Raw genomic sequence first — 24947 nt, 5'->3', positions numbered from 1 at the left:
GTCAATATCCCCCGGCCATTCTTCCAGCGCTTCTGTAACTACTTGTCGCTTTGAAGAAATATCGGCTTCCGAGCTGTCGTTAAAATGCCGATCACTCGCTCGTGGCACCGGACCGGTGGTCAGGCCCCGCGCAGCTCTGCGTTGTACTCATTCGCATAGTGGGCAGTCGAACTGCCTGGCATTGCCCTTTACCGATTGGAGTTCCCAGATGAAAAAACTCGCACTGCTTGGCGCACTGGCGCTATCCGTGTTTTCCCTGGCATCGCTGGCTGACGAAAAACCGCTGAAAATCGGCATCGAGGCCGCTTACCCACCCTTCGCGTCGAAAGCGCCGGATGGCAGCATCGTTGGCTTCGACTACGACATCGGCAACGCCCTGTGCGCCGAGATGAAGGTCAAGTGCACCTGGGTCGAGCAGGAATTCGACGGCCTGATCCCGGCCCTGAAGGTCCGCAAGATCGACGCCATCCTGTCGTCCATGTCGATCACCGAAGACCGCAAGAAGTCGGTTGATTTCACCAACCGCTACTACCTGACCCCGGCTCGCCTGGTCATGAAGGACGGCACCGCTGTCAGCGAAAGCCTGAGCGAACTGCAAGGCAAGAAAATCGGTGTGCAGCGCGGCTCGATCCACGACCGCTTCGCCAAGGAAGTTTTTGCTCCGAAAGGCGCCACCATCGTTCCTTACGGCACCCAGAACGAAATCTACCTGGACATCACCGCGGGCCGTCTGGATGGCACCGTGGCCGATGCTACGCTTCTCGAAGACGGTTTCCTGAAGACCGACGCCGGCAAGGGCTACAGCTTCGTAGGCCCGGCCTTCACCGACTCGAAATACTTCGGTGACGGCATCGGCATCGCCGTACGCAAGGGCGACAAGGAAAACCTGGAGCGCATCAACGCCGCCATCGCCGGTATTCGCGCCAGCGGCAAGTACAAAGAGATCCAGGACAAGTACTTCAACTTCGATATCTACGGCCCGGAAAGCAAGTAACCGTCGTCGTTCCACCTGTTCGATGGTGCAAGCAGCAGAAGCTCTGAGGCTTGCACCATTTTTTCATCCCTAAGGTCGAGGACCTCATCATGTTGAAAGGCTACGGGGCAGTCATCCTCGATGGAGTGTGGCTGACGCTACAGCTCGCCTTGTCGTCCATGGCCCTGGCCATCGTACTCGGCCTTATCGGTGTCGCCCTGCGTCTGTCGCCCGTGCGCTGGCTGGCCTGGCTGGGCGATCTTTATGCCACGGTGATTCGCGGCATTCCCGATCTGGTCCTGATCCTGCTGATCTTCTACGGTGGCCAGGATCTTCTCAATCGCGTGGCGCCGCTGCTGGGCTACAACGATTACATCGACCTCAATCCGCTGATCGCGGGTATCGGCACCCTGGGCTTCATCTTCGGTGCCTACCTGTCCGAAACCTTCCGCGGCGCCTTCATGGCGATTCCCAAGGGGCAGGCTGAAGCCGGCATGGCCTACGGCATGAGCAACCTGCAGATTTTCTTCCGGGTGCTGGTGCCGCAGATGATCCGCCTGGCGATCCCCGGTTTCACCAACAACTGGCTGGTCCTGACCAAGGCCACGGCGCTGATCTCGGTGGTCGGCCTGCAGGACATGATGTTCAAGGCCAAGCAGGCAGCCGATGCCACCCGCGAACCCTTCACCTTCTACCTGGCAGTGGCGGCGTTGTACCTGGTGATCACCAGTGTCTCGTTGCTGGCCCTGCGTTACCTGGAAAAACGCTACTCGGTTGGCGTAAAGGCGGCTGAACTATGATTTTCGACTACAACGTCATCTGGGAAGCCCTGCCGCTGTACTTCGGCGGCCTGTTGACCACGCTCAAGCTGTTGGCGATTTCCCTGTTGTTCGGTCTGCTGTCGGCAATCCCGCTGGGTCTGATGCGGGTGTCGAAGCAGCCGGTGGTGAACTTCACCGCCTGGCTCTACACCTATGTGATCCGCGGGACGCCAATGCTGGTGCAGCTTTTCCTTATCTACTACGGGCTGGCCCAGTTCCAGGCGGTGCGGGAAAGCTTCCTCTGGCCATGGCTGTCCAGCGCCACGTTCTGTGCCTGCCTGGCGTTCGCCATCAACACCAGCGCCTACACCGCGGAAATCATCGCCGGCAGCCTCAAGGCCACGCCGCACGGTGAGATCGAGGCGGCCAAGGCGGTCGGCATGTCGCGCTACAAGATGTACCGCCGGATCCTGCTGCCCTCGGCCCTGCGCCGGGCGCTGCCGCAGTACAGCAACGAAGTGATCATGATGCTGCAGACCACCAGCCTGGCCTCGATCGTCACCCTGATCGATATCACCGGTGCGGCGCGGACCGTCAACGCCCAGTTCTACCTGCCGTTCGAGGCGTATATCACCGCCGGCGTGTTCTACCTGTGCCTGACGTTCATCCTGGTCCGCCTGTTCAAGCTTGCCGAACGCCGCTGGCTCGGCTACCTGGCGCCGCGCAAGGGCTGAGGCCCGCGGCTAATTTTTCGCCCTTGGCGTGTGTTCACGACTGAACGCTTTGTGAGAACCGACAGCATGTACAAACTCGAAGTCCAAGACCTGCATAAACGCTATGGCAGCCATGAAGTGCTCAAGGGTGTATCGCTGGCCGCCAAGGCCGGTGACGTGATCAGCATCATCGGCTCCAGCGGTTCTGGCAAAAGTACTTTCCTGCGCTGCATCAACCTGCTGGAGCAGCCGCACGCCGGCAAGATCCTGCTCAACAACGAAGAGCTCAAGCTGGTGCCGAACAAGGACGGCGCGCTCAAGGCCGCTGATCCCAGGCAGTTGCAGCGCATGCGCTCGCGGCTGTCGATGGTGTTCCAGCACTTCAACCTGTGGTCGCACATGACCGCGCTGGAAAACATCATTGAAGCGCCGGTGCACGTGCTCGGCATGAGCAAGAAAGACGCGCTGGAAAAGGCCGAGCATTACCTGGCCAAGGTCGGCGTCGCCCATCGCAAGGACGCCTATCCTGGCCACATGTCCGGCGGCGAGCAGCAGCGTGTGGCGATCGCTCGTGCCCTGGCGATGGAGCCGGAGGTGATGCTGTTCGACGAGCCGACCTCGGCGCTCGACCCGGAACTGGTGGGCGATGTCCTCAAGGTCATGCAGTCGCTGGCCCAGGAAGGTCGGACCATGGTGGTGGTGACCCACGAAATGGGCTTCGCCCGTGAGGTTTCCAACCAACTGGTGTTCCTGCACAAGGGGCTGGTGGAAGAAACCGGCAACCCGCGTGAAGTGCTGGTCAATCCACAGTCCGAGCGTCTGCAGCAGTTCCTTTCGGGCAGCCTGAAATAAGCCGGTGGCTCACCAAGCTGCCGCTTTGCACCAAAATAGGTCATGCTGCGCCACCCGCGCAGCCTGCACCAGGCATTATCCCGCCCGTCTACAGTGACGGGCGTCAGACTCACTTCAGGTTTCGGACCGCACCTTATGACCAACCAGCGAATCGGTTTTCTCATCTGGCCCAGCACCAAGGCGCTGACCCTTGCGCTGGCCGAAGAGGTGCTGCGGGTGGCGCAGAAGGTGCACCCGGACGTGACCTACGAATTGGCCTTTCTCCAGGCCGAAGCCCCGGTCGAAGGTGACTGGCGCCTGCCGGGCGAGCCATGGACCGGGCGCCTGGAAAACTGCCAGAAGCTGTTTTTGCTGGCCGATGAACCGCCGGTGACGGTTGGCGCGGCGCTGGCCGGGGCGCTCAAGCAACTGGTGCGTTCCGGTTGCGTGGTGGGCGGCTTGTCGGCGGGGGTCTATCCGCTGGCGCAGCTTGGTTTGCTGGATGGCTACCGCGCCGCGGTGCACTGGCGCTGGCAGGATGATTTTTCCGAGCGTTTCCCCAAGGTGATCGCCACCAGTCACCTGTTCGACTGGGACCGTGATCGCCTGACTGCCTGTGGTGGCATGTCGGTGGTGGACCTCCTGCTCGCGGTGCTGGCGCGGGATCACGGCGCCGAGCTGGCTGGCGCGGTGTCCGAGGAACTGGTGGTGGAGCGCATCCGCGAAGGCGGCGAGCGTCAGCGCATTCCCCTGCAGAACCGTCTTGGCTCCAGCCATCCGAAGCTGACCCAGGCCGTGTTGCTGATGGAGGCCAATATCGAAGAGCCGCTGACCACTGATGAAATTGCCCAGCATGTCTGTGTGTCGCGTCGGCAACTGGAGCGGATCTTCAAGCAGTACCTGAACCGCGTGCCGAGCCAGTATTACCTGGAACTGCGCCTGAACAAGGCACGACAGATGCTGATGCAGACCAGCAAGTCGATCATTCAGATCGGCTTGTCCTGCGGCTTCTCCTCCGGCCCCCACTTCTCCAGCGCGTACCGCAATTTCTTCGGCGCCACCCCGCGGGAAGACCGCAACCAGCGCCGCAGCAGCTCGCCGTTCGAATTGTCCTCGGTGCCTGCCGAGCGGGGTTGAACATCAGGGTTCATCGCTGGCTTGCCAGCGATGAGCCCGGAACAGCCCCCCTTATCCTCCAATCGCCCCACCCCCATGACCGCCTGGTCATCTCCCCGTAGAAAAACCCTCAATCCCCCGCATCGCTTCTCCCCGTCAGCACCCCGCACCGTTTAAACTGCGCCTTTGCGACCCTATTTGTCGCATTGCCGAAAGCCTTGGAAAAACAGGGTTTGGCGCTATAAGAAGTTGTCGCTTGGCGGCAAGGCCGAGTGTTCATCTCTCCTTACAATCCCCCCATCGCTCGCCAGTTCCAGGCAGGCGTTCCTCTTCAGGAGACTCCGATGTCCGTTGAGCAAGCTCCGGTGCAACGCGCCGATTTCGACCAGGTAATGGTTCCCAACTATGCGCCAGCAGCGTTCATTCCCGTGCGTGGCGCCGGTTCCCGAGTCTGGGACCAGTCGGGCCGCGAGCTGATCGATTTCGCTGGCGGCATCGCCGTAAACGTTCTGGGGCATGCCCATCCGGCACTGGTCGCGGCACTGACCGAACAGGCCAACAAACTGTGGCATGTGTCCAACGTGTTCACCAACGAGCCGGCCCTGCGTCTGGCCCGCAAGCTGGTCGACGCGACCTTCGCCGACCGCGCGTTCTTCTGCAACTCCGGCGCCGAGGCCAACGAGGCCGCGTTCAAGCTGGCCCGTCGCGTTGCCCACGACCGTTTCGGTCCTGAAAAGAACGAGATCATCGCCACCGTCAACAGCTTCCACGGTCGCACCCTGTTCACCGTGAGCGTCGGCGGCCAGCCGAAGTACTCCGACGGCTTCGGCCCGAAGATCACCGGTATCAGCCATGTGCCGTACAACGACCTGGAAGCACTGAAAGCGCAGATTTCCGACAAGACCTGCGCCGTCGTGATCGAGCCGATCCAGGGCGAGAGCGGTGTGGTCCCGGCCGACAAGGCCTACCTGCAAGGCGCCCGCGAACTGTGCGACAAGCACAACGCGCTGCTGATCTTCGACGAAGTGCAGACCGGCGTTGGCCGTACCGGCGAGCTGTATGCCTACATGCACTACGGCGTGACCCCGGACATCCTCTCCAGCGCCAAGAGCCTGGGCGGCGGTTTCCCGATCGGCGCGATCCTGACCACCGACGACCTGGCCAAGCACCTGGCCGTCGGCACCCACGGCACCACCTACGGCGGCAACCCGCTGGGCTGCGCCGTCGCCAACGCCGTGCTGGACATCGTCAACACCCCTGAAGTGCTGGACGGCGTCAAAGCCAAGCACGAGCGCTTCAAGTCCCGCCTTGAGCAGATCGGTGAGAAATACGGCCTGTTCAGCCTGGTGCGCGGTCGCGGCCTGCTGATCGGCTGCGTGCTGACCGATGCCTGGAAAGGCAAGGCCAAGGACGTGTTCAACGCTGCTGAGCAAGAGGGCCTGATGGTCCTGCAGGCCGGCCCGGATGTGGTGCGTTTCGCCCCGAGCCTGGTGGTCGAAGATGCCGACATCGATGAAGGTCTGGACCGTTTCGAGCGCGCTGCCGCCAAGCTGACCAAGGCCTGATAAGCCTCCGCTGTCCCGTCGCTGGCCGTCACTGGCCAGCGAACCGATTTCATGTGGCCTGTGCCTGGTGTGCACACGCCGCTTTTTTTGCGCCGACCGTTGTCGGCCCGTATACCCGAAAGGAGTGACACCATGCTGGTGATGCGCCCCGCGCAAATGGCTGACCTGGGTGAAGTACAGCGTCTGGCTGCGGACAGTCCCATTGGTGTCACGTCCCTGCCGGATGATGCCGGTCGCCTGAGCGACAAGATCGCCGCGTCCGAGACCTCGTTCGCCGCCGAAGTCAGCTTCAATGGCGAGGAGAGCTACTTCTTCGTCCTCGAAGACAGCGCCACCGGCAAGCTGGTCGGCTGTTCGGCCATCGTCGCCTCGGCGGGTTATTCCGAGCCGTTCTACAGCTTCCGCAACGAGACTTTCGTGCATGCGTCCCGCGAGCTGAAGATCCACAACAAGATCCACGTCCTGTCGCAATGCCATGACCTGACCGGCAACAGCCTGCTGACCAGCTTCTATGTGCTGCCGGAACTGGTGAACAGCGCCTGGGCCGAGCTGAATTCCCGTGGTCGCCTGCTGTTCATGGCCGCCCACCCCGAGCGTTTCGCCGATTCGGTGGTCACCGAAATCGTTGGCTACAGCGACGAGAACGGCGACTCGCCGTTCTGGGATGCCATCGGTCGTAACTTCTTCGATCTCAACTATGCCGAGGCCGAGCGCCTGTGCGGCCTGAAGAGCCGTACCTTCCTCGCCGAGCTGATGCCGCATTACCCGATCTACGTGCCACTGCTGCCGGACGAGGCGCAAGAGGCCATGGGCCAGGTTCATCCGCGGGCGCAGATCACCTTCGACATCCTGATGCGCGAAGGCTTCGAGACCGACCATTACATCGACATTTTCGACGGCGGCCCGACCCTGCATGCGCGGGTGTCCGGCATCCGTTCGATTGCCCAGAGCCGGGTCGTACCGGTCAAGCTGCAGGAGCAGCCGACCAAGGGCGGCCGTCAGTACCTGGTATCCAATGGCCAGTTGCAGGATTACCGCGCGGTACTGCTGGAACTGGACTGGGTGCCGGGCAAACCGGTTCACCTGAGCCCGGACGCCCTGGAAGCGCTGGGTGTTGGCGAGGGCGCCAGCGTGCGCCTGGTCGCGGTTTGATACTGCGGTTCTGATACCAAGAATTCGGCCGAGTTTCGCAGGTGCCAGCAGGCGCCTGCCCGAGGAGATAGCATGATCGTTCGTCCCGTACGCAGCAGCGACCTACCGGCGCTGATCGAGCTGGCGCGCAGCACCGGCACCGGCCTGACCACCTTGCCGGCCAACGAAGAGCGCCTGGCCCACCGAGTCGGCTGGGCCGAGAAGACCTTTCGCGGCGAGGCCGAGCGTGCCGACGCGGACTACCTGTTCGTGCTGGAAAACGACGACGGCGTGGTCGTGGGCATTTCCGCCATCGCCGGTGCCGTCGGCCTGCGCGAGCCTTGGTACAACTACCGGGTCGGCCTGACCGTCAGCGCTTCCCAGGAGCTGAACATCTATCGGGAGATCCCGACGCTGTTCCTGGCCAACGACCTGACCGGCAACTCCGAGCTGTGCTCGCTGTTCCTGCGGGCCGACAGCCGCAGCGGCCTGAATGGCCGCCTGCTGTCCAAGGCGCGGATGCTGTTCATCGCCGAATTCCCCGACCTGTTCGGCAACAAGATCATCGCCGAAATGCGCGGCATGTCCGATGAACTGGGCCGTTCGCCGTTCTGGGAAAGCCTGGGCCGGCACTTCTTCAAAATGGAGTTCAGCCAGGCCGACTACCTCACCGGCGTCGGCAACAAGGCCTTTATCGCTGAGCTGATGCCCAAGTTCCCGCTCTATACCTGCTTCCTCTCGGAAGCGGCGCGCAGCGTTATCGGACGCGTCCACAGCGATACCGAGCCAGCGCTGGCGATGCTCAAGAGCGAAGGCTTCAGTTACCAGGGCTACGTCGACATCTTCGACGCCGGCCCGGCCATCGAGTGCCAGACCAACAAGATCCGCGCGGTCCAGGACAGCCAGTCCCTGGTACTGGCCGTCGGTACGCCGGGCGACGATGCCACCCCTTACATCATCCACAACCGCAAGCGTGAAGACTGCCGCATCGCCGCGGCGCCCGCCCGCCTGGCGGCCGGCACCCTGGTGGTCGATCCACAGACCGCCAAGCGCCTGCGCCTGAGCGTTGGCGACCAGGTTCGCGCGGTGCCGCTGTCCGCTGCCCGGGAGGCCAAATAATGAGCACTCACTACATCGCAGGCCAATGGCTGGCCGGTCAGGGCGAGACCCTTGAATCGCTGGACCCGGTCAGTCAGGCCGTGGTCTGGAAAGGACAGGGCGCCAGCGCGGAGCAGGTCGAGCAGGCCGTTGCGGCCGCTCGCCAGGCGTTCCCGGGCTGGGCCCGGCAGTCGCTGGACATGCGCATCGCTGTCCTGGAGGCCTTCGCCGCGCAACTCAAGGCCAACGCTGACGAACTGGCCCGTTGCATCGGTGAGGAAACCGGCAAGCCGCTGTGGGAATCCGCGACCGAAGTGACCAGCATGGTCAACAAAGTGGCGATCTCGGTGCAGAGCTACCGCGAACGTACCGGCGAGAAAAGCGGCCCGCTGGCCGACGCCACCGCCGTCTTGCGTCACAAGCCGCATGGCGTGGTAGCGGTGTTCGGTCCTTACAACTTCCCGGGCCACCTGCCCAACGGTCACATCGTGCCGGCACTGCTGGCGGGTAACGCCGTGGTGTTCAAGCCGAGCGAACTGACGCCCAAGGTCGCCGAACTGACAGTCCAGTGCTGGAACGACGCCGGCTTGCCGGCGGGGGTGCTCAACCTGGTGCAGGGCGCGCGGGAAACCGGCGTGGCCCTGGCTGCCAATCCCGGCATCGACGGCCTGTTCTTCACCGGCTCCAGCCGTACCGGCAACCTGCTGCACCAACAATTCGCCGGTCGCCCGGACAAAATCCTTGCCCTGGAGATGGGCGGCAACAACCCGCTGGTGGTGGACGAGGTCAAGGACCTGGACGCCGCGGTCTACACCATCATCCAGTCCGCGTTCATCTCCGCCGGCCAGCGCTGCACCTGCGCCCGCCGCCTGCTGGTGCCGCAAGGCGCCTGGGGCGACACGCTGCTGGCGCGTTTGGTGGACGTGAGCAAGAACATCTCGGTCGGTGCCTTCGACCAGCAGCCCGCACCGTTCATGGGCTCGGTGGTTTCCCTGGCGGCGGCCAAGGCCTTGATGGATGCCCAGGCGCACCTGCTGGCCAACGGCGCCACCGCGTTGCTGGAAATGACCCAGCCGCAAGCCGGCGCCGCGTTGCTGACCCCGGGCATTCTCGATGTCAGCGCCGTGGCCGATCGCCCGGACGAAGAGTTCTTCGGCCCGCTGCTGCAAGTGATCCGCTACAGCGATTTCCCGGCGGCCATCGCCGAGGCCAACAACACCAAGTACGGCCTCGCCGCGGGTTTGTTGTCGGACTCCCATGCGCGCTACCAGCAGTTCTGGCTGGAAAGCCGCGCCGGTATCGTCAACTGGAACAAACAACTGACCGGCGCCGCCAGCAGCGCGCCGTTCGGTGGCGTCGGCGCCAGCGGCAACCACCGCGCCAGTGCCTATTACGCGGCGGATTACTGTGCCTACCCGGTGGCTTCGCTGGAAACCGCGAGCCTTGTCCTGCCTGCCACGCTGACGCCCGGCGTCGCCCTATAACAACAGGTTCACGGAGCCTTAGCCGATGAAATCGTTTGAAGTGAATTTTGATGGTCTGGTCGGACCGACGCACAACTACGGCGGCCTGTCCTACGGCAACGTTGCCTCGCAGAGCAACAGCCAGCAGGGCTCGAACCCGCGTGAAGCGGCGCGTCAGGGCCTGGCGAAGATGAAAGCGCTGGCCGACATGGGCTTCAAGCAAGGCGTGCTGGCCCCGCAGGAGCGCCCGGACGTGGCCGCGCTGCGCCGCCTGGGCTTCAGCGGCAGCGATGCCGAGGTCATCCAGCGCGCGGCGAAAGAAGCCATGCCGTTGCTGGTCGCCAGTTGCTCGGCATCGAGCATGTGGGTGGCCAACGCGGCGACGGTCAGCCCGAGCGCCGACACCGCCGATGGCCGCGTGCATTTCACCGCCGCCAACCTGAACTGCAAGTACCACCGCAGCATCGAGCACCCGACCACCAGTCGCGTGCTGGGCGCCATGTTCGCCAACCAGCAACACTTCGCCCACCACGCCGCGTTGCCGGCGGTGGCGCAGTTCGGCGATGAAGGCGCGGCCAACCACACCCGCTTCTGCCGTGCCTACGGCGAGCCGGGCGTCGAATTCTTCGTCTTCGGTCGCAGTGCCTTCGACATCCGCTACCCGGCGCCGCAGAAGTACCCGGCGCGGCAGACCCTCGAAGCGTCCCAGGCCGTGGCACGCCTGCATGGCCTGAGCGATGACGGCGTGGTCTATGCTCAGCAGAATCCGTCGGTCATCGACCAGGGCGTGTTCCACAACGACGTGATCGCGGTTGGCAACGGCGAAGTGCTGTTCTACCACGAGGACGCCTTCCTCGAGACCGAGCGGGTACTGGCTGAACTGAAGGCCAAACTGGCCAAGCGCGGCGGCGACTTCAAGGCGATCTGCGTGCCGCGAGCCCAGGTTTCGGTGGAGGACGCGGTGCGTTCCTACCTGTTCAACAGCCAGTTGCTGTCGCGCGACGACGGTTCGATGCTGCTGGTGGTGCCGGAAGAGTGCCGTAACAACGAGCGGGTCTGGGCTTACCTGTCGGCGCTGGCCGGCCAGGGCAGTGCGATCAGCGAGGTGCGCGTCTTTGACCTCAAGCAGAGCATGCAGAACGGTGGTGGTCCGGCTTGCCTGCGCCTGCGCGTGGCCCTGAATGAAACGGAACTGGCGGCGGTCAATCCAGGGGTTATCATGACGGCGCCGTTGTACGACACCCTGACCCAATGGGTCGACAAGCACTACCGCGACCGCCTGGTTGAAAGCGACCTGGCCGATCCGCAACTGCTGACGGAGTGTCGTACGGCACTGGATGAACTGACCCGGATTCTGCAACTGGGCTCGGTCTATCCGTTCCAACTCCAACCCTGAAAGAGCACTTGAACATGTCCGACGCCCTGCAACTGATCCTTGAAGATGAAGATGGCAACTCGCGCGAAGTCTCCACCAGCCGCTTTGCGGTGATCTGGCAAGGCAAGGAAGTCTGGATCCAGCAGGATGGCCGCGGCCAGTTGCTGATCGGCGTCGACGTGGAAGAGGGCGATAGCGAATACGCCACCCTGCTGCTGCGTCCGCTGGCCACCAATCTGGTCAGCCTGGAACTGGAAATGGAGCCGGCCGATGCCGGCGACGATGACGATCACGTCCACGGTCCCGATTGCGGACATCATCACTAAGGAACGACACCATGCTCGCCCTCGGCAAACTGCTTGAGCTGACCCTTGCCGGTCGTGAACCGGCGGAGAAGACCCAGTTGACGGTCGAGGGCGTGCGCTTGCGCTGGCTCGCCGAGGGCGCGCTGGAAGTCCGCCCGCCGGAATCGCGGGATATCGGCCTGGATATCCTCCTGTCCGCCGGCATCCACGGCAATGAAACCGCGCCCATCGAGTTGCTCGACGAACTGCTGCACGGCATCGCCCGCGGTGACGTGAAGCCCCGGGCGCGGATTCTGTTCCTGTTCGGTAACCCCGAGGCGATTCGGCGCGGTGAGCGTTACCTTGAACAGGACGTCAATCGCCTGTTCAACGGCCGTCATGAGCTGTCCAGCGGTTCGGAGGCGTTGCGCGCCTGTGAACTGGAACGCCTGGCGACCACCTTTTTCAGCCTGCCGGGGCGTACCCGGCTGCACTACGACCTGCACACCGCCATCCGTGGTTCGAAGATCGAGCAGTTCGCCCTCTATCCTTATAAAGAGGGGCGCCAGCACTCTCGCCGCGAACTGGCCCGTCTGCGCGCCGCCGGCATGGAAGCGGTGTTGTTGCAAAGCAAGACCTCCATCACCTTTACCGCCTTCACCTACGAACAGCTCGAGGCCGAGTCCTTCACCCTGGAACTGGGCAAGGCGCGGCCTTTCGGACAGAACGAGCAGGTCAATCTCGACCGGCTCCAGGCGCGGCTGGTCCAGATCATCGAAGGCACCGAGCCCGAGCAGCCGGAAGGGCTGGATGGCCTGCAACTGTTCAGCGTCGCCCGCGAGATCATCAAGCACAGCGACAACTTCCACCTGCACTTGCCGGCGGACATCGAGAATTTCTCGGAATTGTCCAAGGGCTATCTGCTGGCCGAAGACCTGGCCGAGACGCGCTGGGTCGTCGAGGAGGAGGGGGCTCGCATCATCTTCCCCAACCCGAAGGTCAAGAACGGCTTGCGCGCGGGGATCCTGATCGTGCCCGCCTCGACAGAGGGCCTGGGCCAGTAGTCGCTGGCAAGCGATTAGGTCAGGCCAACGAAAAAGGCCGCGGATCACTCCGCGGCCTTCTCATTTATACCGCGACTTTCTGCGGCACTTCGCTGCGACGCAGTGCCCGCAGCTTCAACAGCGTGTCAGCGCAGGTGTTCGCCGCTTCCTGGCCCTTGAGCACGAAATGCTCGAAGAAGAACTTCTGGTGCTCGTCGCCGGCGTGGAAGTGGTGGGGGGTCAGGACCACTGAGAACACCGGCACTTCGGTTTCCAGTTGAACCTGCATCAGGCCGCTGATCACCGACTGGGCGACGAACTCATGACGGTACAGGCCGCCGTCCACCACCAGGCCGGCGGCGACGATGGCGCCATAGCGGCCACTGCGGGCCAGTAGCTTGGCGTGCAACGGGATCTCGAAGGCGCCGCCGACTTCATAGAAATCGATATCGCCGGCCTGATAGCCGTGCTTGGCCATTTCCTCGACGAAGCCTTTGCGGCTCTGGTCAACGATATCTTTGTGCCAGCACGCCTGGACGAAAGCGATACGTTCGTTGCCGTGGGACTTGCTGTCGATTGGGGTTGGTTGCATTGAAACGGACTCCTGTTTATATGAAAAACAGGGCATCTGGATCGAAAGGGATGGTCGTCCCGCAATGCGTGGACGAACGGACACAGCGGTGTCTATCCCGTTCTCTCTTTATCCGGACTATGACCGTCGGCCCCGGAATCACACCGGGTCTGCTGACCTAGCAAGCCGTGCCTGCAAGCGCTCGCGGGCTATGCGCATTGCGCGCAATTACCGCCGGTGGGGAGTTGCACCCCGCCCTGAGAACGTTGCCATCACCTGTGATGGCGACGCCGTTTGTAACATAGTTTTTGGCGGAACGTATAGCCTGCTAACTAAATCGCCTGGATAAACGTCATTTCATCCTGAATGCGGGCTTCGATCGTATAAACACACTGCACCCGGCACTCAGGCTAGATATAATGCGGCCCTTTGCCGTCGTTTCGTCTATTTGACGCGCACATTTGCCTCAGGCCGCCGTTTCCGTGGAAGAACCTATGAAAAGCGCAGAAATCCGTGAAGCCTTCCTTCGATTCTTCGAAGAGCAGGGACACACCCGAGTCGCCTCCAGCTCCCTGATTCCGGGCAACGACCCGACCCTGCTGTTCACCAACGCCGGTATGAACCAGTTCAAGGACTGCTTCCTCGGCCAGGAAAAACGCGCCTACACCCGCGCGGTCAGCAGCCAGAAATGCGTGCGTGCCGGCGGCAAGCACAACGACCTGGAAAACGTCGGCTACACGGCGCGCCACCACACCTTCTTCGAAATGCTGGGCAACTTCAGTTTCGGCGACTATTTCAAGCGTGACGCGATCACCTACGCCTGGACCTTCCTGACCTCGGACAAGTGGCTGAACCTGCCTAAGGAAAAGCTCTGGGTCACGGTCTACGCCTCCGACGACGAAGCCTATGACATCTGGACAAAGGAAGTCGGCGTTCCGGCCGAGCGCATGGTCCGCATCGGCGACAACAAGGGCGCGCCCTACGCCTCCGACAACTTCTGGACCATGGGCGATACCGGCCCGTGCGGCCCGTGCACCGAGATCTTCTACGATCACGGCGCCGACATCTGGGGCGGCCCGCCCGGTTCGCCGGAAGAAGACGGAGACCGCTACATCGAGATCTGGAACAACGTTTTCATGCAGTTCAACCGCACCGCGGACGGCGTCCTGCACCCGCTGCCGGCGCCTTCGGTGGACACCGGCATGGGCCTGGAACGCATCAGCGCGGTCCTGCAGCACGTTCACTCGAACTATGAAATCGACCTGTTCCAAAGCCTGCTGGCCGCTTCGGCCAAGGCCATCGGCTGCAGCAACGACGCCCAGCCGTCGCTCAAGGTGGTCGCTGACCACATTCGCTCCTGCGGTTTCCTGATCGCCGACGGCGTGCTGCCATCGAACGAAGGCCGTGGCTATGTGCTGCGCCGCATCATTCGACGCGCTTGCCGTCACGGCAACAAGCTCGGCGCCAAGGGCAGCTTCTTCTACCAGATCGTCGCCGCGCTGGCGGGCGAGATGGGCGAAGCCTTCCCTGAGTTGAAATCCCAGCAGGCGCATATCGAGCGCGTGCTGAAAAGCGAAGAAGAGCAGTTCGCCAAGACCCTGGAACAGGGCCTGAAGATCCTCGAGCAGGACCTGGCCGAACTGAAAGGCAACGTGGTGCCGGGCGACGTGGTGTTCAAGCTGTACGACACCTACGGCTTCCCGATGGACCTGACCGCCGACATCGCCCGCGAACGCGAGCTGACCATCGACGAAGCTGGCTTCGAGCGTGAAATGGACGCCCAGCGCGAGCGCGCCCGTTCCGCCAGCGCCTTCGGCCTGGACTACAACAGCCTGGTCAAGGTCGACGTGGACACCGTGTTCACCGGCTACACCACCACAGAAGACAGCGCCAAAATCGTCGCCCTGTACAAAGACGGCCAGTCCGTTGAGCAACTGGGCGAAGGCGAGGAGGGCGTGGTGATCCTCGATCGCACGCCGTTCTACGCCGAATCCGGCGGCCAGGTGGGCGACACCGGTTACCTGCTGGCGGGCGCCGTGCGTTTCGACGTGCGTGATACCACCAAGACCGGTGGCGCGTTCCTGCACCACGGCATCGTTGCCAGTGGCAGCCTGAGCGTTGGCGCCCAGGTTGAAGCCAAGGTCGATGCCGATGTCCAGCACGCTACCTCGCTCAACCACTCGGCCACCCACCTGCTGCACGCCGCGCTGCGTCAGGTACTGGGCGATCACGTACAACAGAAAGGCTCGCTGGTGGACAGCCAGCGCCTGCGTTTCGACTTCAGCCACTTCGAAGCGATCAAGCCAGAGCAGATCAAGGCGCTGGAAGAGATCGTCAACCGCGAAGTGCGCAAGAACTCCGAGGTGCAAACCGAAGAGACCGATATCGAAACCGCCAAGCGCAAAGGCGCCATGGCACTGTTCGGCGAGAAGTACGGCGACAATGTGCGTGTCCTGAGCATGGGCGGCGACTTCTCGGTTGAACTGTGCGGTGGTATCCATGCCAAGCGCACCGGTGATATCGGTCTGCTCAAGATCATCAGCGAAGGCGGTGTGGCCTCCGGCGTCCGTCGTATCGAAGCGGTCACCGGTGCTGTGGCGCTGGCTTACCTGAACGCCGCCGAAGAGCAGTTGAAGGAAGCCGCGCAACTGGTCAAGGGCAGTCGCGACAACCTGATCGACAAGCTGTCGGCTGTGCTCGAGCGCAACCGCCAGTTGGAAAAACAACTGGAGCAACTGCAGGCCAAGGCCGCCAGTGCCGCCGGTGACGACCTGGCCAACAGCGCGGTGGACGTCAAGGGCGTCAAGGTGCTGGCTGCGCGTCTCGACGGTCAGGATGGCAAGGCCCTGCTGGCGCTGGTCGATCAACTGAAGAACAAGCTCGGCCGCGCAGTGATCCTGCTCGGCAGTGTCCACGAAGAGAAGGTCGTACTGGTCGCAGGCGTGACCAAGGACCTTACCGGCCAACTCAAAGCCGGTGATTTGATGAAGCAAGCCGCTGCGGCGGTGGGCGGCAAGGGCGGTGGTCGTCCGGACATGGCGCAAGGCGGTGGCGTGGACGCCGCGGCGCTGGACGGCGCACTGGCCCTGACCGTGCCATTCGTAGAGCAGGGTGTCTGAGGCGCCTGCGGCCCGTCGTCTAGTGGCGGGCCGCGGGCGTTGTGATTGTTTATTGGGTGCCCTTCACGGGCTGAGGCGGCTTTGAAATGGCGTTGATCGTACAGAAATTTGGCGGTACTTCGGTCGGCACAATCGAGCGAATCGAGCAGGTTGCCGAAAAGGTCAAGAAATTCCGCGAAGCTGGCGATGACCTGGTGGTTGTGCTGTCGGCGATGAGCGGCGAAACCAACCGCCTGATCGACCTTGCCAAGCAGATCAGCGATCAGCCGGTTCCGCGTGAACTGGATGTGATCGTTTCCACTGGTGAGCAGGTGACTATCGCCTTGCTCGCCATGGCACTGATGAAGCGTGGCGTTCCGGCGGTTTCCTACACCGGCAACCAGGTGCGGATTCTCACCGACAGCGCGCACAACAAGGCGCGCATTCTGCAAATCGACGATCAGAAGATCCGTGGCGACCTCAAGGCCGGCCGCGTGGTTGTGGTCGCAGGTTTCCAGGGTGTCGATGAGCACGGCAACATCACCACCCTCGGTCGTGGCGGCTCCGACACCACCGGCGTGGCCCTTGCGGCAGCGCTGAAGGCTGATGAGTGCCAGATCTACACCGACGTGGACGGTGTCTACACCACCGACCCGCGCGTCGTGTCCCAGGCCCAGCGCCTGGACAAGATCACCTTCGAAGAGATGCTGGAAATGGCCAGCCTCGGTTCCAAGGTGCTGCAGATCCGTGCCGTCGAGTTCGCCGGCAAGTACAACGTTCCGCTGCGCGTGCTGCACAGCTTCCAGGAGGGTCCGGGTACCCTCATTACTATTGATGAAGAGGAATCCATGGAACAGCCGATCATTTCCGGCATCGCCTTCAACCGCGATGAAGCCAAGCTGACCATCCGTGGCGTACCGGATACTCCGGGCGTTGCCTTCAAGATCCTCGGCCCGATCAGCGCCGCCAACATCGAAGTCGACATGATCGTGCAGAACGTTTCGCACGATAACACCACCGACTTCACCTTCACCGTGCACCGCAACGACTACGCCAAGGCGCAGCAAGTGCTGGAAAACACCGCACGTGAAATCGGCGCTCGGGAAATCATTGGCGATACCAAGATCGCCAAGGTTTCGATCGTCGGCGTCGGTATGCGCTCCCACGCGGGCGTTGCCAGCCGCATGTTCGAAGCGCTGGCCAAGGAGAGCATCAATATCCAGATGATCTCCACTTCCGAGATCAAGGTCTCCGTGGTCATCGAAGAGAAGTACCTGGAACTGGCTGTACGCGCGCTGCATACGGCTTTCGAGCTGGACGCTCCGTCCCGTCAGGGCGAGTAAGCGTTGGTCCCCAGGGGCGCGGCCAGGCCGCGCCCCTTCTTTTTTGGCTGGTGTGGAATCTGTTCTTTTGTCCGCGCTGGTCAATACTTAGGTGTAGGTCGATAGCCATCCTGGTTGTAGGCTGAAGCCCTTTTTTTTGCAGACTGTTGTCCCTGAACTGAATTGCGTGAGGAGAAAGGTATGTTGATTCTGACTCGTCGGTGCGCAGAGAGCCTGATTATTGGCGATGGCGAAATCACCGTGACCGTGCTCGGCGTCAAAGGAAATCAAGTGCGGATCGGTGTGAACGCCCCCAAGGAAGTGGCCGTACACCGTGAGGAAATCTACCTTCGGATCAAGAAAGAGAAGGACGAAGAACCAACCCATTAATTTTTATCGATTTTTTTTCAAAAAAGAGTTTGCAAACGGGGAAAGCTCTGGTTATTATACGCCCCGTGTTGCGGAGAGGTGGCCGAGTGGCCGAAGGCGCTCCCCTGCTAAGGGAGTATACCTCACAAGGGTATCGGGGGTTCGAATCCCCCCTTCTCCGCCATTATTCATGTAGGGCGCTGTAATCTGATCCAAATTGCTAAGTCGTTGAAACTAAACGAAAAAGCACTTGTAAAAACGATTAAGCGAACTATAATGCGCGGCTTCAAATGCACTCGTAGCTCAGCTGGATAGAGTACTCGGCTACGAACCGAGCGGTCACAGGTTCGAATCCTGTCGAGTGCACCATATAAAGAAGCGGTTTCCAACAGGAAGTTGCTTCTGCTTCAACCAGAGGTGATCTGGTCCATCAAATACCAACCCTGCACTCGTAGCTCAGCTGGATAGAGTACTCGGCTACGAACCGAGCGGTCACAGGTTCGAATCCTGTCGAGTGCACCATATAAAAGAAGTGGTTTCCATCAGGAAGTTTCTTCTGCTTCAACCAGAGGTGATCTGGTCCATCAAGTACCAACCCTGCACTCGTAGCTCAGCTGGATAGAGTACTCGGCTACGAACCGAGCGGTCACAGGTTCGAATCCTGTCGAGTGCACCATATAACGAAGAGCCCGCCTTAATGGCGGGCTTTTTGTTTTCCGCGTTTATTTCTCCGATTAATAAAAGGTCATCGAGCAATCGATAGGGCGTGCTAATTTTTAGTTGGCGCATGTGCTCTTTTTCGGGCGCTTGCCGTCGCATTGATGGATTCGGGCGTTTGCGTCGGTCATTTCCGCAAACGATTGTTTTCGCCGATATTTTCAGCCTCTGGCAGCTCAAGCGGTGTATGATTGCGCCCGTCAGCCCCGCCGGGGCTTGTGGAATACCACCATGGACTTACCCAGTAGTTACTCAATAGCTCGTTTTGCCAATCACGATGTGACTGATTGATCTCCCGGCGTGCTCCGCTGCTGGGAGTGGAGTTCGCCTATGACTGAAGTCGAAGTAAAAAAGACGCAAGATAGCCTGCAGGATCGCCTGGCCCAGGTGGTCGAGTTGCTCCATCGCCAGCGCGTGGTGGAAGATCTCACTCACCGCCAGGAAGGCCATCATCAAGACCGGGTAGAAAACCTGGTTCACCGGCAGAATCTGGTCGAGCTGCAACGCAAGCTCGATGACCTGCACTCCGCCGACGTTGCCCATATTCTCGAAGCATTGCCCCTCGACGACCGCCTGACGGTCTGGCAGCTGGTCAAGGCTGAGCGAGACGGCGACATTCTCCTCGAAGTATCCGACGCGGTGCGTGAAACCCTGATCGCCGACATGGACGATCATGAGTTGCTCGCCGCCGCCAAGGAAATGGACGCCGACGAACTCGCCGACCTCGCCCCTGAACTGCCCCGTGACGTTGTCCATGAGTTGATGGAAACCCTCGATGGCCAGCAGCGTGAGCGTGTGCGCTCAGCCCTGAGCTACGACGAGGAGCAGGTAGGTGCGTTGATGGACTTCGAGATGGTCACCATCCGCGAAGACGTCAGCCTGGAAGTGGTTCTGCGTTACCTGCGCCGGCTCAAGGAGCTGCCAGGGCACACCGACAAGCTCTTCGTGGTCGATTACGACGGCATCCTCAAAGGCGTGCTGCCGATCAAGCGCTTGCTGGTCAACGACCCGGACAAGCAGGTTTCCGAAGTAATGGCCAGCGACCCGGTCAGCTTCCACCCCGACGAGGACGCCTATGACGCGGCCCAGGCGTTCGAACGTTATGACCTGGTATCAGCGCCCGTAGTCGACAAGAACGACCGCCTGATCGGCCGTCTGACCATCGATGAGATGGTCGACCTGATCCGCGAGGAAAGCGAAAGCGAAGTGCTGAACATGGCGGGTCTGCGCGAAGAAGAAGATATCTTCGCATCGGTCTGGCGCTCTCTGCGCAACCGCTGGGCCTGGCTGGCGATCAACTTGATCACTGCCTTCCTTGCTTCGCGGGTGATCGGCCTTTTCGAGGGCTCGATCGAGAAGCTGGTGGCGCTGGCTGCACTGATGCCAATCGTGGCCGGTATTGGTGGCAACTCCGGGAACCAGACCATCACCATGATTGTGCGGGCCATGGCGCTGGATCAGGTCAGTCCCGGTAACACCACGCGCCTGATGCGCAAGGAACTGGCGGTCTCTTTGCTCAATGGCCTGATCTGGGGTGGTGTAATCGGTGTAGTTGCCTTCCTGCTTTACAGCAGTTGGTCGCTGGGGCTGGTGATGATGGCGGCGATGACGCTCAACCTGTTATTGGCGGCGCTCATGGGCGTACTCATTCCGATGACCCTGGTACGACTCGGGCGAGATCCCGCGATGGGGTCCAGCGTGATGATTACTGCGGTCACCGACAGTGGTGGCTTCTTCATCTTCCTCGGCCTGGCCACGTTGTTCCTGCTGTGATGCCCAGCTGAAGTAAAAGAAAGCCAGCTGAGATGCTGGCTTTTTTTGTGAGCGCCGAAAAGCAAAACGCCCGGTGCAATGCATCGGGCGTTTTGTTCTGAAGCGGGTTCAGGAATAAGGTCAGGAAGCGTCCGCGGCCATCTCTACGTCGTGGGCGATCAGAGCCACCAGGGCGTTTTGCTGGCGATGGGACAGTTGACGGAAGCGTTGCAGCAGCTCGCGTTCATGCAGGGACAGTTCCGGGCTGTCCAGGCGCATGCTCAGCTCGTCTCCCAGTGCGCCTTCCTGGATAAGGCTCTGCTCCAGGCGGGCAATGATCTCGGAGTTCATGCTGCGGTGATGGTTACGCGCAACCTCGGCAATGCGCTCACGCATTCCGTCGGGTAGGCGGACGACGAATTTGTCTGCGGTGCGGCTTGAGTAAATAGCCTGTTTCATTGGGCGCATATAATTGACCGGTTTAGTTCAGGGGAAGCGGTTCTTGAAATTGGCCGCGCGATGAGACTACGACCATCATCACGGTCAAATGTTCAACCTGAATTGTGAATGAGGCCGTTATGATGCCTCATTGTCGCCGGTTCCTTGGCGTCAATTCTGTGACAAATATTGAACCGGGTGGAGGCTTTTTGCCAGTACCAATTATCAGAAATGAGTACTGGTTTGAAAAGTTTTGTGTCACCACTTTTCCGATTCAGCCACCTTTTTACCTGCCATCAGCAACAGGCGAAAAGGTCATGGAAAGCGCCTAGAATGCGCGGGCTTTCCTATCTATGAGCATAGTGGCTATGCAGCATGACGCAAGGGGCGACGGCCCGTTGGCCGCCCACGGCAGGTTGATCTACCTGATGGGACCCTCCGGGTCTGGCAAGGACAGTGTGATTGATCACGCACGACCTGCGTTGCAGGCGTTGGGGGTGGCTGTCGCCCGACGCGTCATTACTCGTTCCGCCGAGGCGGTGGGCGAAGTGGCGCATAGTGTATCGCCATGGCAGTTCGCCACGCTACGTTCGAATGGGGCTTTCGCGCTGGATTGGCAGGCCAATGGCCTGTCGTACGGCATCCCTGTGGAGATCGATACCTGGCTCGCTGAAGGCCGGTCGGTCCTGGTCAACGGCTCCCGTGGCCACTTGCCGGCGGCGCGTGCGAAGTATCCTGACTTGGTGCCGATTCTTCTTACGGCGTCTGCAGAAGTCTTGAGAGACCGACTGCTGCGCCGCGCCCGGGAAGGCGTAGCGGAAATCGAGGAGCGACTGGCGCGCAACCTGCGGATTGCAGGTCAATTCGATGAGGGTGTGTACCTGCTGGACAATTCCTCGACGCTCGACGCTGCCGTGCAGCGCCTGCTGGCGATACTGCGGGAAGAGGGCGTCAGTAACGTCTAGAAGGAGAGGGTATGCTCGGCGACCGGAGTGGCGGACTGCTGCGGTGCCTCGCCGAGAACGGCACGGTTTGGCTGCATCGAGGTTTTGTAATCCAGAGAGCCCACAGAAGTTTGCGCAGGCATGAGGTTCAACCCGATCACGGCCGTCAGGGCAAGGGCATTCAAGGCGATGAGGACGTGATTCATGGCGTGGGTTCCAGGGCTGTGGGATCAATACATTCCATTGTGGTTGATACAGCAGTTGTCGTGCCAATCGAATTTTTTAAAATTTTACTTTTAAATCAATTAGTTAGATGTTATTTGAGCTGGCGTTTTCGTGCATCCTGCAATGATGGCTTTATGCTTTGTTGCAGAATGCACGATTGGTTACGTAAGCCTCGCGACGTCGGCAGGCAAAAAGCCCGATTCACGGCATGACAAATAACGCCCTGCTGGTTAACATGCACGCCTTCCGCCGCGCGGCGTCCGCTGCCGGCTTGTGTCCCAGTAGCTCAATTGGATAGAGCATCCCCCTCCTAAGGGGAAGGTTGGCCGTTCGAACCGGCCCTGGGACACCATCTCGATTTCACTCCTCTGGCTCCACCGCATTCACCTTGTCCAACTGAGCAGTCATCCGGTGCAGAAAACCGATGAGTGTTTCCACCTCTGTTTCTGTCAAATCCCCCAGCAACAACCGCTCCCGCTCCAGCGCGGTGACCAGCACCCGATCATGCAGCGCATGCCCCGCTTCAGTGAGCGAGACGGTGTAGCGACGCGCATCTTTTGCATCCACCTCAGTCGATATGTGCCCATCCCGTTCAAGCGTTTGCAGTGCCCGGCTGATGGCGCTCTTGTCCAGTCCGATCACCTGAACCATACGGTTGGCGCTGATGTTGTTTTCAACCGCGAGCATCGCCAGCAGTCGCCATTCGACGATGCCAATCCCGAAATGCTTGCGGTAGCAGGCGGATGCGCCACTCGACATTTTGTTGGTCAGGAAGGTCAGCAGCGCCGGTACGTAGCGCTCCAGATTAAGTGGCGTATGTGGCATGGCAGGAGAGATACCCGTGCATTGAAATGAAATTAGTTGACACCGCAACTAAAATGGCTAGGATGAAAATCACGTGAGGATTGCGCGTCCGCATCATAAGCGCACGCGACACTACAACAAAAACCAGAGGTCCCGTGTCATGACTCGCTTGTGCCCTTCGTTCCTGCCTGATCCGTAAACCCCGCTTTTCCCGCCGGTGTGCCCGGCACTCCCGTACTCATTTTCAAACACTGCATAACCGTGGTGAGGGCAGGCTCATGCTCGAAGTTTGTGTGTCACAGAAAACCATCGAAGCCGATGGCGTTTGCAGTTTCGAACTGCTCGCCGTGGAGGGGGCGGCGTTGCCCGCGTTCACCGCGGGTTCGCATGTCGATGTTCAGGTTGCCCCAGGTGTGGTTAGGCAGTATTCGCTGTGCAATTCCCCGCAGGAGCAAGGTCGCTATTTGATTGCCGTGCTTCACGAAGCCGAATCCCGTGGCGGTTCAAGGGGCATGCACCTGGATGTCGGGGAGGGTGCCCGGCTCACTATCGGCACACCGAGAAACCTGTTCGACCTCGACCTGACGGGCCAGCGCTATCTGCTGTTCGCGGGAGGCATCGGCATTACGCCGATCCTGGCAATGGCTCATACCCTGATTGCCGCCGGCAAGGATTTCGAGCTGCATTACTGCGGACGTTCGGTTCAGCGCCTGGCCTTTGTTGAGCTGCTGAACAGCCCGCTTTTCAGCCGCCACCTTCGACTGCATGTGGATGACGGACCTGTCGAGCAGCGGTTCAATGTCGCGCAGGTGCTCGCGAGCCCTGCCGCGGGTGACCAGCTTTACGTCTGCGGCCCAGCGGGCTTCATGACCCATGTTCAGTCCACCGCCAACGCCTGCGGCTGGAACGACCAGCAGATGCATCGAGAGGATTTCGCCGCGCCGCCCCAGGTGCTTGAGGGCGACCGTGCTTTTGACGTCGAGCTTGCGCGTTCCGGGCGGGTCATCAGCATCCCGGCCAGCCGCACCGTGCTTGAGGTGCTGCTGGAGAACGCCATCGATATCGACAGTTCCTGTGAGCAGGGCATCTGCGGCGCCTGCATGACAGGGGTGTTGGCTGGTGAGCCTGACCATCGTGATCAGTTCATGACCGAAGCGGAACACGCCCGCAATGACCGTTTCACCCCGTGCTGCTCACGTTCGAACAGCCCCCGCCTGGTGCTGGACCTGTGACCCCCCAACAAGAAGATGAAAGGAGATCGTTATGAGTGCATCCCATGCTCACGCGCTTGCCCACGCGATAGGCGCGACAGCCGAAGAACCGAAGTTCCCGCTGAACCAATGGTACGTCGCCGGGTTCGCCTGGGAGCTCAAGGACAAGCCGCTTGGCCGGACATTGCTGGGCAAGCCGGTGGTGCTTTTCCGCACCGCTGACGGCAAGGCCGCCGCACTCGAGGATCGTTGCTGTCACCGGGCACTTCCGCTGTCCAGCGGCACGCTGGAAGAGCAGGGTTTGCGTTGCGGTTATCACGGCCTTTTGTTCGACGCCACGGGGCAGTGCCTTGAGGTGCCGGGCCAGGCGAAGGTGCCGACCAAGGCCAGGGTCCAGGCATATCCCGTTCAAGAGCGCGACCAGATCATCTGGATCTGGTTCGGCAGCGCCTCGCAGCCGCAGCCAACGATCGAACCGCCGGCGTACGAGGTTCACAGCAGCGGCGAATACGTCTTCGAAGGCGGCATCTATCACTACGATGCGCCGTATCAACTGATCCACGACAACCTGCTGGACCTGAGCCACCTGGGCTATGTGCACCTGCGCACCATCGGCGGCAACGCCAGCGTTCACATGAATGCGCAGATGCGCGTCGAGAGTGATGACACCTCGGTGAAAGTGGTCCGCCACATGCCCGGGTCGCAGCCACCCCCGACGTACAGCGCGGCGTATCCCTTCAAGGGCAAGGTCGATCGCTGGCAGGAAATCGAGTTTTTGGTCAGCCATTTGCGCATCTGGACCGGCGCGGTCGATGCCGGAACGGACGCCCTCGATGACCCTCGCCGTGGCGGCTTCCACATGCGCGGTTTCCATGGCGTGACGCCAGAGACCGAGACGACCAGCCACTACTTCTGGACCATGGCGACCAACCCCGAAAGCAATGTCGAAGAGGTCAAGGCCAAGGTTGTCGAGCAGACCGCGCTGACCTTCGATGAAGACAAGGTGGTGATCGAGGCCCAGTACAAGAACATGCTCGGTTTCGGTCCCCGGCCGATGGTCGATATCCACGTGGATGTCGGCGCCAACCGCGCGCGCAAGATCATCGAACGGCTACGCCTGGCGTCTGCCTGATGTCACCGGCC

At 61.2% G+C, this 24947-nt stretch carries 23 protein-coding genes, 5 tRNA genes and 1 riboswitch; of the genes, 24 read left to right on the top strand and 4 right to left on the bottom strand.

What is annotated here, in order from left to right; genetic code table 11:
- Nucleotides 1-208: 208 nt before the first annotated feature.
- The 12 genes from NTD88_RS03365 to astE all read left to right on the top strand — a co-directional run bounded on the left by NTD88_RS03365 (nt 209) and on the right by astE (nt 12374).
- Nucleotides 209-994 carry an ABC transporter substrate-binding protein gene (locus NTD88_RS03365; protein ID WP_262127478.1) on the top strand — a complete coding sequence of 262 codons (786 nt, stop codon included), beginning with the start codon at nt 209-211 and terminating at the stop codon, nt 992-994.
- 89 nt (nt 995-1083) lie between these two features.
- Nucleotides 1084-1773: an ABC transporter permease gene (locus NTD88_RS03360; RefSeq protein ID WP_262155582.1), complete on the top strand. Its 690-nt coding sequence runs from the start codon at nt 1084-1086 to the stop codon at nt 1771-1773.
- Entirely contained in the window at nt 1770-2468 is a 699-nt protein-coding gene (locus tag NTD88_RS03355; protein WP_262127480.1) for an ABC transporter permease, read from the top strand. The genes NTD88_RS03360 and NTD88_RS03355 overlap by 4 nt, the downstream gene beginning before the upstream one ends.
- Nucleotides 2469-2534: 66 nt before the next feature.
- Entirely contained in the window at nt 2535-3299 is a 765-nt protein-coding gene (locus NTD88_RS03350) for an ABC transporter ATP-binding protein (protein WP_262127481.1), read from the top strand.
- Between the two features lie 135 nt (nt 3300-3434).
- On the top strand, nt 3435-4415 hold the full coding sequence (gene argR, locus NTD88_RS03345; protein ID WP_095156829.1) for a transcriptional regulator ArgR: 981 nt from the start codon (nt 3435-3437) through the stop codon (nt 4413-4415).
- 323 nt (nt 4416-4738) lie between these two features.
- Nucleotides 4739-5959, top strand: a complete 1221-nt coding sequence (locus NTD88_RS03340) for an aspartate aminotransferase family protein (protein ID WP_262155581.1) — start codon at nt 4739-4741, stop codon at nt 5957-5959.
- Between the two features lie 132 nt (nt 5960-6091).
- Nucleotides 6092-7111, top strand: coding sequence for an arginine/ornithine succinyltransferase subunit alpha (gene aruF, locus NTD88_RS03335; protein WP_095156831.1), 1020 nt, complete (start codon nt 6092-6094; stop codon nt 7109-7111).
- 72 nt (nt 7112-7183) lie between these two features.
- Complete coding sequence (gene astA / locus NTD88_RS03330) at nt 7184-8209, top strand: arginine N-succinyltransferase (RefSeq protein WP_262155580.1); 1026 nt, start codon at nt 7184-7186, stop codon at nt 8207-8209.
- Entirely contained in the window at nt 8206-9672 is a 1467-nt protein-coding gene (astD, locus tag NTD88_RS03325) for a succinylglutamate-semialdehyde dehydrogenase (RefSeq protein WP_262155586.1), read from the top strand. The genes astA and astD overlap by 4 nt, the downstream gene beginning before the upstream one ends.
- Nucleotides 9673-9697: 25 nt before the next feature.
- Complete coding sequence (gene astB, locus NTD88_RS03320) at nt 9698-11047, top strand: N-succinylarginine dihydrolase (protein WP_262127482.1); 1350 nt, start codon at nt 9698-9700, stop codon at nt 11045-11047.
- A 14-nt stretch (nt 11048-11061) separates the two neighbouring features.
- The gene (locus NTD88_RS03315) at nt 11062-11352 is read left to right on the top strand and encodes a topoisomerase II (RefSeq protein ID WP_262155579.1); all 291 of its coding nucleotides are present in this window, start codon (nt 11062-11064) and stop codon (nt 11350-11352) included.
- Nucleotides 11353-11363: 11 nt separating this feature from the next.
- On the top strand, nt 11364-12374 hold the full coding sequence (gene astE, locus NTD88_RS03310; RefSeq protein WP_262155578.1) for a succinylglutamate desuccinylase: 1011 nt from the start codon (nt 11364-11366) through the stop codon (nt 12372-12374).
- Nucleotides 12375-12438: 64 nt separating this feature from the next.
- On the opposite strand, the gene NTD88_RS03305 is transcribed toward astE, so the two are convergent.
- Complete coding sequence (locus NTD88_RS03305) at nt 12439-12945, bottom strand: 6,7-dimethyl-8-ribityllumazine synthase (RefSeq protein WP_095156837.1); 507 nt, start codon at nt 12943-12945, stop codon at nt 12439-12441.
- A 95-nt stretch (nt 12946-13040) separates the two neighbouring features.
- A riboswitch (FMN riboswitch) is annotated at nt 13041-13193 on the bottom strand.
- A gap of 225 nt (nt 13194-13418) precedes the next feature.
- Here NTD88_RS03305 and alaS point away from each other — a divergent pair.
- The 8 genes from alaS to mgtE all read left to right on the top strand — a co-directional run bounded on the left by alaS (nt 13419) and on the right by mgtE (nt 20203).
- Nucleotides 13419-16043, top strand: coding sequence for an alanine--tRNA ligase (alaS, locus tag NTD88_RS03300; protein ID WP_262155577.1), 2625 nt, complete (start codon nt 13419-13421; stop codon nt 16041-16043).
- 86 nt (nt 16044-16129) lie between these two features.
- On the top strand, nt 16130-17365 hold the full coding sequence (locus tag NTD88_RS03295; protein WP_095156839.1) for an aspartate kinase: 1236 nt from the start codon (nt 16130-16132) through the stop codon (nt 17363-17365).
- Nucleotides 17366-17545: 180 nt separating this feature from the next.
- Nucleotides 17546-17734, top strand: a complete 189-nt coding sequence (csrA, locus tag NTD88_RS03290) for a carbon storage regulator CsrA (protein WP_010226667.1) — start codon at nt 17546-17548, stop codon at nt 17732-17734.
- Between the two features lie 72 nt (nt 17735-17806).
- Nucleotides 17807-17897: transfer RNA gene (locus NTD88_RS03285), tRNA-Ser, on the top strand.
- Nucleotides 17898-18005: 108 nt separating this feature from the next.
- Nucleotides 18006-18082, top strand: a tRNA-Arg gene (locus tag NTD88_RS03280).
- Nucleotides 18083-18158: 76 nt separating this feature from the next.
- Nucleotides 18159-18235 (top strand) — tRNA-Arg (locus NTD88_RS03275).
- A gap of 77 nt (nt 18236-18312) precedes the next feature.
- Nucleotides 18313-18389 (top strand) — tRNA-Arg (locus tag NTD88_RS03270).
- Nucleotides 18390-18760: 371 nt separating this feature from the next.
- Complete coding sequence (mgtE, locus tag NTD88_RS03265) at nt 18761-20203, top strand: magnesium transporter (RefSeq protein ID WP_262155575.1); 1443 nt, start codon at nt 18761-18763, stop codon at nt 20201-20203.
- A 120-nt stretch (nt 20204-20323) separates the two neighbouring features.
- On the opposite strand, the gene NTD88_RS03260 is transcribed toward mgtE, so the two are convergent.
- The gene (locus NTD88_RS03260; RefSeq protein ID WP_003254499.1) at nt 20324-20650 is read right to left on the bottom strand and encodes an Arc family DNA-binding protein; all 327 of its coding nucleotides are present in this window, start codon (nt 20648-20650) and stop codon (nt 20324-20326) included.
- Between the two features lie 338 nt (nt 20651-20988).
- Between NTD88_RS03260 and phnN the strand changes: the two genes are divergently transcribed.
- Nucleotides 20989-21585, top strand: a complete 597-nt coding sequence (gene phnN / locus NTD88_RS03250) for a phosphonate metabolism protein/1,5-bisphosphokinase (PRPP-forming) PhnN (RefSeq protein ID WP_262155574.1) — start codon at nt 20989-20991, stop codon at nt 21583-21585.
- On the opposite strand, the gene NTD88_RS03245 is transcribed toward phnN, so the two are convergent.
- Nucleotides 21582-21770 carry a hypothetical protein gene (locus NTD88_RS03245; protein ID WP_095156842.1) on the bottom strand — a complete coding sequence of 63 codons (189 nt, stop codon included), beginning with the start codon at nt 21768-21770 and terminating at the stop codon, nt 21582-21584. The two genes, phnN and NTD88_RS03245, sit on opposite strands and share 4 nt — an antisense overlap.
- A gap of 294 nt (nt 21771-22064) precedes the next feature.
- On the opposite strand from NTD88_RS03245, the gene NTD88_RS03240 reads away from it, so the two are divergent.
- Nucleotides 22065-22141, top strand: a tRNA-Arg gene (locus NTD88_RS03240).
- Nucleotides 22142-22149: 8 nt separating this feature from the next.
- On the opposite strand, the gene NTD88_RS03235 is transcribed toward NTD88_RS03240, so the two are convergent.
- Nucleotides 22150-22614 carry a MarR family winged helix-turn-helix transcriptional regulator gene (locus tag NTD88_RS03235; RefSeq protein WP_262155573.1) on the bottom strand — a complete coding sequence of 155 codons (465 nt, stop codon included), beginning with the start codon at nt 22612-22614 and terminating at the stop codon, nt 22150-22152.
- A gap of 257 nt (nt 22615-22871) precedes the next feature.
- Here NTD88_RS03235 and NTD88_RS03230 point away from each other — a divergent pair, with 257 nt between their 5' ends.
- Both NTD88_RS03230 and NTD88_RS03225 read left to right on the top strand, forming a co-directional pair.
- The gene (locus tag NTD88_RS03230) at nt 22872-23825 is read left to right on the top strand and encodes a PDR/VanB family oxidoreductase (RefSeq protein ID WP_262155572.1); all 954 of its coding nucleotides are present in this window, start codon (nt 22872-22874) and stop codon (nt 23823-23825) included.
- A 31-nt stretch (nt 23826-23856) separates the two neighbouring features.
- Complete coding sequence (locus NTD88_RS03225; RefSeq protein ID WP_262155571.1) at nt 23857-24936, top strand: aromatic ring-hydroxylating dioxygenase subunit alpha; 1080 nt, start codon at nt 23857-23859, stop codon at nt 24934-24936.
- The last annotated feature ends 11 nt before the right edge of the window (nt 24937-24947 follow it).

Origin of the sequence: Pseudomonas sp. 20P_3.2_Bac5 (assembly GCF_025466035.1) — a bacterium.
Lineage (GTDB): Bacteria > Pseudomonadota > Gammaproteobacteria > Pseudomonadales > Pseudomonadaceae > Aquipseudomonas.
This window is presented reverse-complemented; position numbering and strand designations above follow the sequence as displayed.